Origin of the sequence: Paraburkholderia nodosa DSM 21604, from assembly GCF_000519185.1 — a bacterium.
In the GTDB taxonomy this organism is placed as follows: domain Bacteria; phylum Pseudomonadota; class Gammaproteobacteria; order Burkholderiales; family Burkholderiaceae; genus Paraburkholderia; species Paraburkholderia nodosa.
In genome coordinates this window covers 156,608-172,161 of the sequence record NZ_JAFA01000017.1, presented here as the reverse complement: position 1 = coordinate 172,161, position 15,554 = coordinate 156,608, and the positions used below count along the sequence as shown (strand labels likewise).

The 15,554-nt window shown below is 66.6% G+C and carries 17 protein-coding genes; 7 read left to right on the top strand and 10 right to left on the bottom strand.

The features are described 5' to 3' along the window. On the bottom strand, positions 1–361 hold a 361-nt coding region (locus tag A3CW_RS0124415), incomplete at its 3' end, for a thiolase family protein (RefSeq protein ID WP_028204953.1). Between the two features lie 144 nt (positions 362–505). Continuing rightward, positions 506–1,081, bottom strand: a complete 576-nt coding sequence (gene phaP, locus A3CW_RS0124410) for a TIGR01841 family phasin (RefSeq protein WP_028205902.1) — start codon at positions 1,079–1,081, stop codon at positions 506–508. A 471-nt stretch (positions 1,082–1,552) separates the two neighbouring features. Here phaP and A3CW_RS0124405 point away from each other — a divergent pair, with 471 nt between their 5' ends. The 7 genes from A3CW_RS0124405 to A3CW_RS51180 all read left to right on the top strand — a co-directional run bounded on the left by A3CW_RS0124405 (position 1,553) and on the right by A3CW_RS51180 (position 6,496). Further along, on the top strand, positions 1,553–1,813 hold the full coding sequence (locus A3CW_RS0124405; RefSeq protein ID WP_081771789.1) for a YXWGXW repeat-containing protein: 261 nt from the start codon (positions 1,553–1,555) through the stop codon (positions 1,811–1,813). A gap of 26 nt (positions 1,814–1,839) precedes the next feature. Then, positions 1,840–2,505 (top strand): RNA polymerase sigma factor, encoded by a 666-nt coding sequence (locus A3CW_RS0124400; RefSeq protein WP_081771787.1) that lies wholly within the window; start codon positions 1,840–1,842, stop codon positions 2,503–2,505. Further along, positions 2,502–2,957, top strand: a complete 456-nt coding sequence (locus A3CW_RS47470) for a hypothetical protein (RefSeq protein ID WP_051481684.1) — start codon at positions 2,502–2,504, stop codon at positions 2,955–2,957. Before A3CW_RS0124400 ends, A3CW_RS47470 begins: the two co-directional genes overlap by 4 nt. Continuing rightward, positions 2,954–3,466: a periplasmic heavy metal sensor gene (locus A3CW_RS0124390; RefSeq protein ID WP_028205899.1), complete on the top strand. Its 513-nt coding sequence runs from the start codon at positions 2,954–2,956 to the stop codon at positions 3,464–3,466. The genes A3CW_RS47470 and A3CW_RS0124390 overlap by 4 nt, the downstream gene beginning before the upstream one ends. Before the next feature lie 86 nt (positions 3,467–3,552). Continuing rightward, positions 3,553–5,004 carry a DUF1800 domain-containing protein gene (locus tag A3CW_RS0124385; RefSeq protein WP_028205898.1) on the top strand — a complete coding sequence of 484 codons (1,452 nt, stop codon included), beginning with the start codon at positions 3,553–3,555 and terminating at the stop codon, positions 5,002–5,004. A gap of 5 nt (positions 5,005–5,009) precedes the next feature. Beyond that, complete coding sequence (locus A3CW_RS0124380; protein ID WP_035513771.1) at positions 5,010–6,158, top strand: DUF1501 domain-containing protein; 1,149 nt, start codon at positions 5,010–5,012, stop codon at positions 6,156–6,158. Positions 6,159–6,280: 122 nt separating this feature from the next. Then, entirely contained in the window at positions 6,281–6,496 is a 216-nt protein-coding gene (locus A3CW_RS51180) for a YXWGXW repeat-containing protein (RefSeq protein ID WP_081771786.1), read from the top strand. Positions 6,497–6,514: 18 nt separating this feature from the next. Here the strand turns inward: A3CW_RS51180 and A3CW_RS0124375 are convergent, their stop codons facing one another. From A3CW_RS0124375 to A3CW_RS0124340, 8 genes are all read right to left on the bottom strand, one after another. Then, positions 6,515–7,993, bottom strand: coding sequence for a M81 family metallopeptidase (locus A3CW_RS0124375; RefSeq protein WP_028205896.1), 1,479 nt, complete (start codon positions 7,991–7,993; stop codon positions 6,515–6,517). Between the two features lie 77 nt (positions 7,994–8,070). Continuing rightward, entirely contained in the window at positions 8,071–9,558 is a 1,488-nt protein-coding gene (locus A3CW_RS0124370) for a M81 family metallopeptidase (RefSeq protein ID WP_028205895.1), read from the bottom strand. Beyond that, the gene (locus A3CW_RS0124365; RefSeq protein ID WP_028205894.1) at positions 9,555–10,856 is read right to left on the bottom strand and encodes a Zn-dependent hydrolase; all 1,302 of its coding nucleotides are present in this window, start codon (positions 10,854–10,856) and stop codon (positions 9,555–9,557) included. The genes A3CW_RS0124370 and A3CW_RS0124365 overlap by 4 nt, the downstream gene beginning before the upstream one ends. Positions 10,857–10,890: 34 nt before the next feature. After that, positions 10,891–11,592 (bottom strand): ABC transporter ATP-binding protein, encoded by a 702-nt coding sequence (locus A3CW_RS0124360; RefSeq protein ID WP_028205893.1) that lies wholly within the window; start codon positions 11,590–11,592, stop codon positions 10,891–10,893. After that, a complete protein-coding gene (locus tag A3CW_RS0124355; RefSeq protein ID WP_028205892.1) occupies positions 11,589–12,356 on the bottom strand; it encodes an ABC transporter ATP-binding protein in 768 nt (255 codons plus the stop codon). Before A3CW_RS0124355 ends, A3CW_RS0124360 begins: the two co-directional genes overlap by 4 nt. Next, positions 12,353–13,393: a branched-chain amino acid ABC transporter permease gene (locus A3CW_RS0124350; RefSeq protein ID WP_028205891.1), complete on the bottom strand. Its 1,041-nt coding sequence runs from the start codon at positions 13,391–13,393 to the stop codon at positions 12,353–12,355. Before A3CW_RS0124350 ends, A3CW_RS0124355 begins: the two co-directional genes overlap by 4 nt. Next, positions 13,390–14,250 carry a branched-chain amino acid ABC transporter permease gene (locus A3CW_RS0124345; protein ID WP_028205890.1) on the bottom strand — a complete coding sequence of 287 codons (861 nt, stop codon included), beginning with the start codon at positions 14,248–14,250 and terminating at the stop codon, positions 13,390–13,392. The genes A3CW_RS0124350 and A3CW_RS0124345 overlap by 4 nt, the downstream gene beginning before the upstream one ends. A gap of 55 nt (positions 14,251–14,305) precedes the next feature. Next, entirely contained in the window at positions 14,306–15,517 is a 1,212-nt protein-coding gene (locus tag A3CW_RS0124340; RefSeq protein ID WP_028205889.1) for an ABC transporter substrate-binding protein, read from the bottom strand. Positions 15,518–15,554: the final 37 nt, after the last annotated feature.

The following is a 15,554-nucleotide window of genomic DNA, read 5'->3' as shown; positions in this document are numbered from 1 at the left end:
CGGCGCTCATGTTCTCCTGGCCGCCGGCCACGACGATGTCCGAATCGCCCGCGATGATCGCGTTGGCCGCGAGCATCACCGCCTTCAGGCCCGAGCCGCACACCTTGTTGATCGTCATGGCGGGAACGGCCGTGGGCAGGCCCGCCTTGATCGATGCCTGGCGCGCCACGTTCTGGCCCGAACCCGCGGTCAGCACCTGACCCATGATCACGTCGCTCACCTGCTCGGGCGTAACGCCCGCGCGCTCGAGCGCGGCCTTGATGACGATCGCGCCCAGGTCGGGCGCCGCCACCTTCGCGAGCGAACCGCCGAATTTGCCTACCGCCGTACGTGCGGCCGAAACGATCACAATGTCAGTCATGTTGAGCTCCTGCTCTGCAAATGCGCTGGAATATCGATGTCTGGAAAGCTGAACCGGCAAACGCCGCGTCTTCGTCGTTCATTCAGAACGACGAAGACGCGTGTTGACGCGCATTGGCGTATTGCCGGTGGGCAGGAACGCGAATCAGGCCTTGGCCGGGCTTGCCTTGGCGGCAGCCGGCTGGACCGCGACCGGCGCGGCTTCCTGGGCGGAAGCGACGACGTTCTGGAAACCGCTCTGGGCCGTTTCGATGGCCTGGCGGGTCACGCCGCGCAGCGTTTCGGCGGCATTGTTCATGGCTGCGAACGTGGAGTTCATGGCCGCGACGAAGGGCTCCGCGCCCACGGGCGCGTTTTGCGTCAGACCTTCGGAAAAGGCCTTGAAACGCTGCTCGTGCTCGCCCGATTGCGCCTGGGCGGCTTGAATCCACTCGTTCTGGGTCGTCGTCGCGATGTCGACGAGATGGCGGCTGTACGACATGGCCTTGGCGGCCGCTTGCTGCGACGCACCAATTTGCTGCGTCAGGAACTCGGCGGGATTGCCGCTCTGGAGGGCACCTTTGAGCGTCGCTTCGCTTTCGGCGATGGCAGCCTTGCTGGCCTGGACGTTGAGATCGATCACGGCCTGCACGCCCTCGAAAACGGGCTTCGAGAGCGCAAAGAACGCTGCGACGCCGGCTTGGTAGTTCGCGCGGAATTGTTCGGGTGAGGAAACGGACATCAGATCATGCTCCTTGGTTAGTCTTACTAATTAAAGCGCCAACCCCCGATGGCTTGACTTACGGCTGCATTCCTATGTTTGAAAACGAATGTTGCATCGCCGCAGTCAATCTAGAGTGTCCATTCTAAGACAGAAATTTAACAATTTTGTGGCGGTTCATATTAGGTAAAAACCCTTAGCGCAAGTCTTTCGGGTTCGGAAATTGCAGTTGTCAAGCAACTACTTTCGAGGCCGGTAAATTCGACGCCGAGCGCGAAAATTGCGTGGTGAATAAATGGTCCGCGACGGATTTTCCCCGCGGCGCCGTTTAAGTCCTCATAGGGGCTGTTGACCCCTCTGCATCAAGGGAGAGAAATTATGACCCGCAAACCACTGCGTTCGTCACTTGCCGCCGCTCTGTTCGCGTCCACCGCAACGGCCGCGCTCGCACAGCCCGTGGTCGTCGCGCCGAATGAGGCGCCACAGCAGCCCATGGTCGTCGAGCCAAATGAGCCGCCACAGCAGCCCGTGGTCGTCGCGCCGACGTCGCCGCCGCCTCCGCCGCGGGAAGAAGCGCCCCCGCCGCCGCGCCAGGGCTATGTGTGGCAGTCCGGCCACTGGCGCTGGGACCGGGGGGTGTATGTCTGGGAACCCGGCCGCTGGGACGAGGCACGCTCGGGGTACAACTGGGTGCCGGGGCACTGGGTCGAGGATGGCCCGAACTGGCGATGGATTCCGGGCCACTGGGCATAGCGCGGCTCGAGCGGCATAAGGCCTGAATGCCCGACTTCAAACTGGGAAACGACTATGACGGCGCGGCAGCGGGTCCGCCTGCGGTTCAATCGTTGCAGACCGACAAGGCCGGGAAGGCCTTGAACGAACGCGATCCGGATGCGGAACTCGTCGCGCGTGTCGGCGCGCGCGATCCGCTTGCCGTACGCGCGCTCGTCGCGAGCAAGCTGCCGCGCCTCATCGCACTCGCCACACGCATGCTGGGCGACCACAGCGAAGCCGAAGACGTCGCTCAGGAAGCATTCGTGCGGATCTGGAAACAGGCGCCCACCTGGCGCACGGGCGAAGCGAAATTCGACACGTGGCTGCATCGCGTGGCGCTCAACCTGTGCTACGACCGCCTGCGCGGACGGCGCGAAGAGACCGTAGCAGACGTGCACGCCGTGAGCGAGCCGGCCCCCGATCCCGCAGGCTCGCCCGACCAGCAGATCGAAGCGCGCACGCGCGACGAACGCGTGCGCGCCGCACTCGCGGCGCTGCCCGTGCGGCAGCGCGAAGCGCTCGTGCTCACTTACTATCAGGAGCTTTCGAACCTCGAAGCAGCCAGCCTGATGGATATTTCGGTGGACGCGCTCGAAAGCCTGCTGGCGCGCGCCCGGCGCACCTTGCGCGCACAACTGGCCGGCGAAGCCGCCGGTAAGGACTCCGTATGACACCCGAACGATTCCACACGCTCGTCGCGGCTTATGGCGCCGACCCGCAGCGCTGGCCGCAGCACGAGCGCGAAGACGCGCTCGCATGGGCGCGTGCGCATCGCGCCGAAGCCAACGCGGCGCTCGACGAAGCCATGGCGCTCGACAGCTGGCTCTGCCGCGACATGGTTGCGCCGCCCCCTCGCGCGCTCTTCGAGCAGATCGTTGCTGGCGCACCGGTGAAGCCCGTTGCCGCCGCGAAGCGCCGCAGCTTCTGGTGGTCCGGCGCGGCCTTCGCGGGCGTGGGCCTCGCGGGCGCGCTTGCGGGCGCGCTGACGATATCGTTTGTCGTCCTCGGCGGCGCGACGCCCGCAGCCCCGCACGAGACGTATCTCAGCACGAGCTTTGGGGGGACCAGTTCGGACTGGGGCGAATCGAACCTCAACCCCGGCGCCGAAGGGAGTGACGAATGAACGGCTGCTCATGGAAAACACTGCTCGTCGGCTCGGTACTCCTGAACGTTTTTCTGCTCGGCGCGATTGCAGGCGGTGCGTGGCGCTGGTTCGCCGTACGCGGCGAGCCGCAAGCACAAGCGACGCAACGCGTGGCGTTGCGCTTCGCCACCGAAGAGCTTTCGCCGGAACGCCAGCAGCAGTTCGCCCAGGCGCTCAAGTCCTCGCGCCGCGAAGGCCGCGAGTTCGCGCGCGACGGACGCGACGGACGGCGCGAAGTGCTCGACCTGCTCGCCGCGCCGCAACTCGACCGCAACGCCATCGACGCCGCGCTCAAGCGCACGCGCACGGCCGACAGCGCGTTGCGCGCGCAAATCGAAAGCGGCGTGGTCGATTTCGCGGCCACGCTCACGCCCGAAGAACGCGTGAAGTTCGTCGAAGGGCTCGAGAAACGCGGCCAGTGGCGGCTGCCGGCGCAGCCGCAAAAGCAGCCGCAGAACGCCGTCAGCGAGGCGAGCGGCGCACAGTAAATAATTTGGCGGACCAGCGACGGATAGCGTGGGCGACGAGCGTTTAACGAGAATACGCAACGCTCCAACGAGCACAAGGACCGCGCATGGAAAGCCTTTCGAATGCCCGCGCCGGTGCGATCGCCATGAACCGCTTCGGCCTCGGCGCGCGCGCCGACGAGACGCCGCCCGCTAACCCCCAAGTCTGGCTGCTCGGCCAATTCCAGGCATACGAACCGCTGCCGGCCGCATGGCGCAACGAGCCCGGCGCACTGGCGCTCGCCGCGCGCTTCGGGGCGGAGCGCCAGCAAGGCATGGCGGGCAACGCGGCAGCGAGCGCGGCTTCAGAGACGAACGCACAAGAAAACACACGACAAGTCGCACGCCGCGCGGTCAACCAGGCGATCCGCCGCGAGAGCGTGGGCATCTACCGCAGCGCGGTCAACGCGCGCCTCACGAGCGCCTTGCAGACCGACACGCCTTTCGTCGAGCGCCTCGTGCATTTCTGGTCGAACCACTTCGCCGTATCGGTGGACAAGGCGCTGATTGCGGGCATTGCGGGCGCATTCGAAATGGAAGCGATCCGGCCGCACGTGCTCGGCAATTTCGCCGACATGCTGGTCGCCGTCGAGCAACACACTGCCATGCAGCTCTTTCTCGATCAGACGCGCTCCGTGGGTCCGGACAGCCGCGCCGCGCTGCGCGCCGATCAGCGCGACCCCGCGCACAAGCGCGGCCTGAACGAGAACCTCGCACGCGAGATCATGGAGCTGCACACGCTCGGCGTGCGCACCGGCTACACCCAGGACGACGTGACCGAATTCGCCCGTGCGCTCACGGGCTGGAGCGTGGCAGGCGTGCGCGGGCCGCAGCCCGGGAACGCTGCGCCCGGCAGCTTCGTGTTTCGCCCCGCGCTGCACGAGCCGGGCACGCGCACCGTGATGGGCAAGCGCTACGATCAACCGGGCGAGCAGCAGGCGCTCGCCATCCTGAACGACCTCGCGCACGCGAGCGCCACGAGCCGCCATATCGCGTTCCAGCTCGCGCGCCACTTCGTCGCCGACAATCCGCCGCCCGCGCTCACCGAGCGTCTCGCGCTCGCCTTCGAGCAAAGCGGCGGCGATCTGCCCACCGTGTACCGCGCGCTCGTTGAAGCGCCGCAAGCGTGGGCGCCCGTCGATGTGAAGTTCAAGACGCCGTGGGAGTGGACCGTTTCGTCGATGCGAGGCCTCGGCTGGCGCGAACCCGGCGACGCGGGCGACATCAATGCGGCGCCGCTGCTCACGCAGCTCGGCCAGCCGGTGTGGCGGCCGGGCTCCCCCGCCGGTTACGACGACATCGCCGCAAGCTGGGCCGCGCCCGACGCGCTCGTGCGCCGCGTGGAAGTCGCGCAGCGCTTCTCGGCGCGCGTGGGCGACCGGCTCGACCCGCGCACGCTCGGCAACACGCTCATGGGCGCCACGCTCAGCGCGCCCACGGCCACCGCAGTCGCCCATGCCGAAAGCGCGTCCACCGCGATCGCCTTGCTGCTCGTCTCGCCCGATTTCCTGAGGAGATAACCGCCATGGTTTCCCGCCGCCATTTCCTGCGCGTCGCCGCCGCCGGCGCGGGCGCGATGCTCGTCGCGCCCCGGATCGTGTTCGCCAGCGTCGAAACCGAGCGCCGCTTCGTGTTCGTGATCCAGCGCGGCGCGGCCGACGGGCTCAACATCGTCGTGCCCTATGCGGAGCCGGCCTACGCCACGCTGCGCGGCCCGCTCGCCATCGACATCGACAAGGCTACGAAACTCGACGGCACGTTCGCACTGCATCCGTCGCTCGTCCAGATGGCGCAGATGTATGGCGAGAAGCAAGCGCTGTTCGTGCATGCGATCGCTTCGCCGTATCGCGACCGCTCCCACTTCGACGGTCAGAACGTGCTGGAAACAGGCGGTCGCGCGCCCTACCAGGTCAAGGACGGCTGGCTCAACCGGCTCGTCGCCATGCTGCCTGCCTCGCGCGAAAACGCCATTGCGCTCGCGCCTACCGTGCCGCTCGCACTGCGCGGCACGGTGCAGGTGAGTTCGTACGCGCCCTCCGCGCTGCCGAGCGCGTCCGACGATCTGCTCACGCGCGTTTCCGCGCTCTACGAAGCCGATCCGCAACTGCGCGCGCTCTGGACTTCGGCGATGAACGCGCGTGGGCTTGCGGGCGACGCCAGCGCGCGCCAGGACCCCGCGAGCGTCGGCAAGCTTGCGGCGAGCTTCCTCTCGCGCCCCGATGGCCCGCGCATCGCCATGATCGAAACCGGCGGATGGGACACGCACAGCGCGCAGAACGCGCGGCTCGCGAATCAGCTAAAAGCGCTCGACACGATGCTCGCCTCGCTGCGCGACGGCCTCGGCCCCGCGTGGGACAAGACCACGGTACTCGTCGCGACCGAGTTCGGCCGCACGGCTGCGGCGAACGGCACGGGCGGCACCGACCACGGGCAGGCTTCGGTGGCGATGCTCGTGGGCGGCGCCGTGGCGGGGGGACGTGTACAGGCCGACTGGCCGGGGCTGCGCAGCACGGATCTCTACGAGTCGCGCGACCTCAGGCCCACGGCCTCACTCGATGCATTGATCGCCGGCGCGGCCGCGGAGAGCCTCGGGCTCGATCCACACCGCACGGCATCGACGCTATTCGGCGATGCAGGCACAAAAAATGCTGCTACGGGCTTGATAAGGGCATGAACGGTGAGGAACAGACAAACACCGAAGCGGGCCGCTTTGCGTGGCCCCGGATGCCGCCACGCGACGAGACCAGCCAGTCGTTCGGATAACCAAACAATTTCAGTCAGTGGAGGACACCCGTCATGAAAATAAAATTACTGCACCCCGTGACCCTGGTCGCCTGCGCCGCCCTGCTTTCCGCGTGTATCGTGGAGCCGGCCCACCCACCGGAACCGGCGCCGCGCGTCGAGACGCCGCCGCCCGCACCCGCCCAGGGCTATGCCTGGGCCAAGGGACACTACCGCTGGGAAGGCAACCAGTGGGTGTGGATTCCGGGGCATTGGGTACAGGGGTACTGAGTCATATTTCTGCGGCGGTCAGATCGCATCGAGCGGATAGATCGGCCGCCGCACCTTCCTGAATTCGAGCTTGCCGTAATCCGAAGTCGTGACGCCCACGCCCGCGCATTCGATCACCGCGCGCGCGAGATCGCCGAATCCGGCGCGCCAGTGCACACGGCTCTTCAGCACGATAAACCGCTTTTGCGTGGGGTCGATGCCCACCGAAGACAGGCAGTTCAGGTCGAACGGCTCCTGATGCGCCGAAACCACCACGATTTCCACCTTGCCGGTGTCGAGCACGACGGTCGGCCCGGTATTGTTGAGCGCGCCGCGATACATCGGCCCGCGATTGCGGAACACGCCGTCGAAAACGAGTTTCACGCGCGCCGTCACTTCGATGGAGCGGCTCGTCTCCTGCAAGGCGGGCATCGGCAGCTTGCCGCCTAGCGAGAGCGTGACGTCATTGCCGATGCCTGCTGAGATCGCCTGCTGCACCGCCTGTGGATCGTAGACCGCATAGAACACCGCGTTGTCGAGCCCTTGATTCAGGACCTCCGCGAGCACTTCTGTGGTATCCATCGTTCCGCCCGACGCGGTGTTGTCGCAATGGTCGAGCAGCACAAGGGGGCCTGCTGTCGTCGAAGCCTTTGCGCGTGCGACCGATTCCACCAGCGGCTCGCTCGCATAGAGAAACGTCTCGCGCTCGCGCCACGCTTCGTCGAGCAGCGCATCGCGCAGCCTGCCCGCCTTCGCCTCGTCGTCATCGGTGCAGACCACCACGCTCAGTCCCGCGTTCTCGATATCGGCATTCGGGAAGCCCACGAACAGCGAAGCCGCCAGCGCCTCGCCTTCCTCGTATGCCATGCAGCGCGCCTGCAGCGACCTGTTCGGCTCGGCGTGCGTGCCCTGGCGCATCACATGAGGCAGCATGGGCTTGTTGCCCCACGCCATCACCGGCTTGATCTCACCCGCGATGGTGCGCACGAGAATGCGCGCCGCGCGCAGTCCGGCCTCGTACATGTCCACGTGCGGGTAGGTGTGATAGCCGGTGACGACCGTCGCGTGCTTCACGATGTCGTCGTAGAGGTTCGCGTGCATGTCGAGCGTCACACCGACCGGCGTATGCGGATCGATCTCGCGCAGGCGGCGCAGCAGCGTGCCTTCGCCGTCGTCGAGCGATTGCGTGACCATGGCGCCGTGCAGATCGAGCAGGATGCCGTCGTAGCCGCCCTTCGCCACCGCGTCGAGAATCAGCGCCGTGATCCGGCGATAGGCGTCGTCATGCACGGGTCCGCTCGGGAAGGCGTCGGCGGCAACGGGCAGCACGATCTGCGCGCCCAGTTCGTCGGCCACGTCGATGTAGGCGCCCAGCGCCCCGCCCGTGCCGCGGTAGACTTCGAGCGCGGCCTCGCCCGAGATGGCGCCGCCCGTACGGCGAAAGAAGCGCTCGAACGGAGTGGGAACCGGCGAGAACGTATTGGTTTCGTGCTTGAACATCGCGAGCAGCAAACGCATGAAGGTTTCCTTTCGAAGTGGAGGACGTTTCTTCGCACTGCCTGGCTATCGACGTACGACCAACGCTGTCTCAATGCTCAACTGCCGCGCCACGGCATGTCGGCATCGAGTGGATACAGGGGGCGCGCAAGGCGCTCGTAGTGAAAGAGCCCGTAATCGGAGCCGGTCACGCCGCGGCTGTCGCATTCCACCAGTGCGGCCGCTATCGGCACGAACACCGGGCGGCAGTACATGCGCGACTTGAGCAGCAGGAAGCGCGCGCGGCGCGGGTCGATGCCCACGCTCTCGAAGACACCGAGATCCCAAGGCTCGTGGGTGCGTTCGGTCATGACGAGCGTGGCCGCGCCGATATCGAGCACCGCCGCGCGCCCCATGTACGCGCGCTGGCCCGTGTAGGTCGGGCCCGTGATCACATATTCGCCGTCGGTGATCGCGCGCACCACGCCCGTCGCCATGAAGGGCGCGCGCGGCCCCACGCCTTCGCGCGCGAGCTTGTTGCCGACACCCAGCGTGACCCTCGCGCCCACGCCCGCTTCGATCAACGCCGCCACCGCTTGCGGATCGCAGAGCGGCCCGCTCACCATGCCTGTGAGCCCCTGCGCGAGTGCGGCTTCGAGCAGGTCCATCGTGTCGCAGGTGCCGCCCGACATACAGTTGTCGCCGTGGTCGAGCAGCAGCACGGGTTTGTCGGCACCCTGCGCCAGTTGCGCCGCCCGCGCGACCGATGCTTCGAGAGGCGGACTGCGATAGACGAATTCGCCGCGTTCGTCCCAGATCTGCCGCGCGATGCGCTCCGCCACCGCATCGGCAGCCGCCGTGTCGCCGTTGCCCACCACCACCACGCTGATGCACGGCGCGGGAATGTCGGCAAGCGAAAATCCCGCGAGCACCGAAACGGCCAGCATGCCCTGCGCCTCTGCCTCGCGCGCCGCTTCGACGGCGCGGTGCATCGCGCCCTCGGCGCTCGCGCTGCGCAGCGTGGAGGTGAGCAACGGCGGCTGCCGCCACGCGAGCACGGGCTGCGCGCGACCATGCATGCGATCGAGCAGCAGACGCGCCGCGTGTTCGCCGGTCTCGTACATATCCACGTGCGGATAGGTCTTGAAGCTCACGATCACGTCCGCGTTGTCGATCATCTTCTGCGTGACGTTGCCGTGCAGATCGAGCGCGACGGCAATCGGCGCATCGGGCAACGCGGCGCGCACGCGCGCGAGCAGGTCGCCCTCGCCGTCCGCCGTCTGCTGCGCAACCATCGCGCCGTGCAGGTCGAGCATCACCGCGCCGCAGCCGGGTGCAGCGGCGACGATAGCGTCACAGATCGCGTCATACGCGTCGGCGGCAACGGGGCCGCTCGGATTCGCTGAAGCCGAAACGGGCGTGACGAGTTGCGCGCCTTCGCGCTCGGCCGCGTCGATGAACGCCGACATCGCCGTGCGCATGCCCTTGTTCTCGCGATACGCCGCTTCGCCCCACGCGGGGCCGTTGCCGCCGAATGCGGCAAGCGGCGTGGCCACCGGCGAAAACGTATTGGTTTCGTGATTCATCCGCGCGATCAGGATTTTCATGCGTCGCCCTCCTCACGCGCGCTGGCCACACTCGCGGCCACGCCCGCCGCCGCGAGCATCGCGTGCAGCAGCACGTTGCAGCCGGCCTCCAGATGCTCGGGGCGCGCGTCCTCGATTTCGTTATGGCTGATGCCGTCCTTGCACGGCACGAAGATCATCGCTGTGGGCGCCACCCGCGCCAGATACACGGCGTCGTGGCCCGCGCCGCTCACCACGTCCATGGCGGAGAGGCCGAGCGTTTGCGCGCCCGCTCGCACGGCTTCCACGAGAGCGGGATCGAAGGGCTGCGGCGGGAAGTACACGACCTGCTCGACGTCGATGTTCACGCCTGCCTGGCGCGCCGCCGCGCTGCACGCCGCGCGCAGTTGTGCGTCCATCGCCGAGAGCGCCGCGTCATCGGCGGCGCGCAGGTCCACCGTGAACGTCACGCGCCCCGGAATCACGTTGCGCGAATTGGGATGCACGTCGAGCCAGCCCACGGTGCCGCGCCCGTGCGGCGCGTGCGCAAGCGCGATGCGATTGACCTCCTGAATGAGGCCCGCCGCAACGAGCAGCGCGTCGCGACGCGAATCCATCGGCGTGGGCCCCGCATGCGCCTCCATGCCGTGCACCGTCACGTCGTACCAGCGCTGGCCGAGCGCGCCCTGCACCACGCCTATGGTCTTTTCGTGCGCTTCGAGCACGGGTCCCTGCTCGATATGCGCCTCGAAATAAGCCGCCACGCGATGCGGCGCGAACTCACGCTCACCCGCATAGCCAATTTTCTCGAGCGATTCGGCTACCGAAACGCCATCCCGATCGCGCTGCGCGAGCGCATGCTCCGGCGTGAACGCGCCGGCGAACACGCCCGATCCCATCATCACCGGCACGAAGCGCGAGCCTTCCTCGTTGGTCCACACGGCCACTTCGAGCGGCGCGAGCGTGCGCACACCCGCTTCTTCCAGCGTGCGCAGCACTTCGAGGCCCGCCAGCACGCCGTAGTTGCCGTCGAACTTGCCGCCTGTGGGCTGCGTGTCGATATGGCTGCCGGTCATCACAGGCGGCAGGTCCGCGCGCTCACCCGCGCGCCGCGCGAAGATGTTGCCGATGGCATCCACGCGTACCGTGCAGCCCAACGCCTTCGCCCATGCCACGAACAGATCGCGCCCCTCACGGTCGAGTGGCGTGAGTGCGAGGCGGCACACGCCACCCTTTTCCGTCGCGCCGATTTCGGCGAGCCGCATGAGGCTGTCCCACAGGCGCGCGCCGTTCGTGCGCAGGTTTTCGACCGGAACGCGAGTCATTTCCTGAACTTGCATCGATTGGATTCCTTGCTTGAATGGGCTGCGACGCTCAAACCACGCCCACGCCCAGATAGCGGTCCTTGACCGTATGATCGGCGGCAAACTCCGCGTTGCTGCCTGCGTAGACGATCACGCCTTGCTCGATGATGTAATGCCGGTCCGCCAGTTGCGTGCACACTTCGAGGTTCTGCTCGACCAGTACGATCGCCACGCCCGCCGTCTTGATCTGCTTGAGTTGCTCGACGATCTCTTCGACGATCACGGGCGCGAGGCCTTCCACCGGTTCATCGAGCATGAGAAGACGCGGATGATTCATGAGCGCGCGCCCGATCGCGAGCATCTGCTGCTCGCCGCCCGAAAGCTGCGCGCCGCCGTTTTTGCGCCGCTCCTTCAGGCGCGGGAAGATCCGGTAGATGTCTTCGAGTTGCCACGGCGAATCCTTGCGCGCGCCGAGGCGCAGGTTTTCCTCCACGCTCAGCAAGCGGAATATCCCTCGATGCTCCGGCACGAAACAGAGGCCCGCCGCCGCAATGCGATGCGCGGCTCGCCCGCTCACTGTCTTGCCGGAGAAGTCAATCACACCGCCACGCGGCGCAACCACGCCCGCAATCGTCTTGAGCGTCGTGGACTTGCCCGCGCCGTTGCGGCCGAGCAGTGTGACCGTTTCGCCCTCGTTCACCTGCAGCGACACGCCTTGCAGAATATGGCTCTTGCCGTAATACGCGTGAATATCCCGCACGTCGAGCATCATGCGCGGCCTCCCGTAATCATGTTGCCGAGGTAGGCGCTGCGCACGCGCTCGTCGCCGCGTATCGCGTCGGGCTTGCCTTCCACGAGCACGCGGCCCTGCTGCATCACCGTGATGGTGTCGGAGATGTCCATCACGATGCCCATGTTGTGCTCGATGAGCACAACCGTATACTCGTCGCGCAGACCGCGTATCAGCGCCTTCATGTCGTCGAGGTCGTCGATGCCCATGCCCGAGGTCGGCTCATCCAGAAAGATCGCGCGCGGCCGCGCGGCCAGGGCCATGCCCACTTCGAGGCGCCGCTGCTGGCCATGCGAAAGCGCACCCGCCGCCGTATCCGCATGGCGTTGCAGCGCGAGGCGCTCCAGCACGCGCTCGACCGTCTCCGTGTGGGCGAGCGCGCCGTGTGGCGGTGTCCAGGCGTTGAGCGCGCGGCGCGCCTGCACGCCCTGCGCCGCCACGCGCAGGTTCTCGCGCACGCTCAGGTTCTGGAACAGGCTCGTCACCTGGAACGAGCGCGCAATGCCGCGCCGCACGCGTTTGTGATCGGGCTCGCGCGTGATGTCGTGGCCGTCGAATACGATCGAACCCGAAGAAATCGGCACCGTGCCCGTGAGCACGTGAAAGAGCGTGGTCTTGCCCGCGCCGTTCGGCCCGATCACCGAATGCACCGTGCGCGGCGCGATGCGCAGGTCCACGCCGGAAAGCGCCGTGAATTTGCCGTAGCGCTTCACCACGCCGCGCGCCTCCAGAATCGCTTCGCTCATGGCTGCTCCTTGCTGTGTGCATCCGCGCCGTCACTACGCCGCAGCGCGGCCACGACGCGCTCGCCCAGACCCCACAAGCCGCGCTGCATGAAGAGGCTCACTGCGATCAGCACGAGGCCGAGCAGGAGCAGCCAGCGCGGCCACAAGGTGGAGAGCCAGTCGGCAAAGAGCACGTAGAATGCGGCGCCGATGACGGAGGCGAACAGGTTGCCGCTGCCGCCTATCACCGTCATCAGCAGGATCATTTCGCTCGTGTGATAGTCGATGTTGGACAGCGGCGCGATGCCGGTCATCATGGCGTGCAGCGCGCCGGCGAGACCCGTGACGGCGCCGGAGATCACGAACGCCATCAGCTTGAAGCGGCTCACGTGATAGCCCGCCGCACCCGCACGCGCTTCGTTGTCGCGAATCGCAAGCAACGTGCGCCCGTATACCGAATGCGAGACGCGCACCATCAGCGCGAATACGACCACGAACACCGCCGCGACGAAACCGTAGTACTGCCACGGCGAATCGAGCGCGACGAGCGTGTGCGATCCGAGCGAAAGCGCAGGACGCGGAATGTCGAGCAGGCCGTTGTCGCCGCCGGTGACGTCGGGCAACGAGTAGGCGAGGAAGTAGAACAGCTGGCCGAACGCAAGCGTGAGCATCACGAAGTAGGTGCCGCGCTGGCGTATGGAAAACCAGCCGACCACCGCCGCCGCGAGCGCGCCGAGCACAGCCGCAGCCGCAAGCGCCGCGAGCACCGAAGGCACGCCGTGCGTAAGCAGGATGCCGGCGCTGTAACTGCCGAGGCCGAAGAAAATACCCTGACCGAACGAGAGCAGTCCCGTAAAGCCCAGCAGCAGATTGCAGCCCAGCGCCGCGAGCGCGAACACGAGCACTTCGGTCGCGAGCGACCCGGAGCGGATGGTGAGCGGCAACGCGCATACCACGACGATTGCAAGGAGAACATAGCGATAGCGCCGCAGCAGGCCGCCGGGCCCGGCCGCATCGCGTGTGCCCGCGCCGGTGGCGAGCTTCGTCGACTCGATCATGCGGCCCTCCCGAGCAGTCCGTTCGGACGCAGCAGCAGGACCGCCGCCATCGCCACATAGATCATGAGCTGCGCGCCTTGCGGCCAGAGCGTGCTCATCAGGCTCTGCACGATGCCGACCAGCAGGCCGCCCACCAGCGCGCCGAGGAAGTTGCCCATGCCGCCCACCACCACGACGACGAAGGCCACGCTCAACGCCTCGAGCCCCATGAACGGATCGACGCCGCGAATGGGCGCGGCCAGCACGCCCGCGAGCGCCGCCGTGGCCGCGCCGAGCGCGAACACGAGGCTGAACACGCGCGTGACGTTGATGCCGAGCAGCGACACCATCTCCGACGACTCGCTGCCTGCGCGCACCGCGCTGCCAAGGCGCGTGCCTTCGAGCACCCACCAGAGCAGCACGGCGAGCACGGCGGTGAAGCCGATCACGAAGAGGCGGTACTTGGGATAGACGAAGCTGCCCCAGATCACCACGCCATTGAGCGCGTCGGGCACGGCCACGTTGTCGCCGAGCGGTCCCCACACGAGAATTGCGCATTCCTGGATCACCAGGGCGAGCCCGACGGTCGCGAGAATATGGAACTCATGCTGCTGCGCATAGATATGCCGCAGTACGAGTTTCTCGACGACCCACGCGAGCGCGCCCACCACGACCGGCACCACCACGAGCGAGAGCCAGAAGCTGCCCGTCCATTGCAGAAACTGATAGCAGCAATATGCGCCGAGCAGATAGAACGCGCCGTGCGCGAAATTCACGAAGCGCAACAGGCCGAAGACGATCGAAAGACCGACCGCCAGCAGGAAATACAACATCCCGACGCCGATTCCATTGATGATCTGCAGCAGATAGACATTCATGGCGTGCGTAGCGTAGAAGTGACGAACGAGCGGCACCCGAGGCCGCGATGAAACCTCAGGCGATCTTGCACTCCGTCTTGTCGAGCGGAAGGAACGACTGCCCCGAGCTGACGATGTCCACGTAGTCGTCGGCATTCTTCATCGCCGACTTCTTCTTGCCCTTCAGAAGATAGTAGTTCTTGAGCACCTGGTGGTCGCCCTTGCGAATTTCCTCGGGGCCCGTCAAACCCGCATATTTCATGCCTTCCAGCGCCGCAATGACCTTCTTCGGGTCGGCGCTGCCCGCCTTCACCATGCCGTCGAGCAGGATCTTCGAGCAGATGTACGAGCCCGCGAGGCTGTAGTTCGGGTTCGCCTTGAAGGCCGCCTGGGTGCGCTGCACGAGATCGTGATTGAGCGGCGTGTCGATGCCGTGCCAGTACTGCGCGCCGAAGTACACGCCGTCGCACAGGTCCGCGCCGAGCGCCTCGAACTGCTCGAGACCCGAGGCCCACGCCATCAGGATCGTGCAGTTGTTCTTCATGCCGAAGCTCACGGCCTGGCGCAGCGTATCGGATGACTGCGAGCCGAAGTTGAGAATGAGCAGCACGTCGGGCTTGGCCGCCACGGCGTTCGTCAGATAGCCGCTGAACTCCTTTTCGGTGAGCGAGTGGTAGCTGTTGCCCACGTGCTCGATGCCCTTCTCCTTGAACACGTTCTTCGCGGCGGTGAGCAGCCCCTCGCCGAACACGTATTGCGGCGTGATCGTGTACCAGCGTTTGGCCTTCGGCTGCATCTGGATGAGCGGGCGCACGGTCTGCTCGATCGCGCCGAACGTCGGCACCGACCAGCGGAAGGTCGCGGCATTGCAGTCCTTGCCCGTGATTTCGTCGGCGCCGGCCGTGGTGATGAACACGCCGCCGCTCTTGTCGACTTCCTTGCCCATGGCAAGCGCTTCGGAAGACAGCACGCCGCCGGCAAAGAAGCGCACGCCCTTTTGCTGCTCGATCTCCTGCACGCGGCGCACGGCCGTCGCGGGCTTGCCCTCGGTGTCGAGCGTGGTGTAGTCGAGCGGCAAGCCGAGCACCTTGCCGTACTGCTTGACCGCGAGCTGCATGCCGAGATCGGCGTACTTGCCGTTGGCCGCGAACGGCCCCGACATCGGCACGGGGCAGGCCAGTTGCACGCCCGATGCGCCCTGCGCGAACGCCCGCGAGGACGACAGGACGCTCAGCGCGCCCGGCATGGCCGACAGCGCGGCCAGTTTCAACAGTTCTCGGCGATTCAAGTTGAGGCTCCTTGTGGGGAAACACACACGAACGACG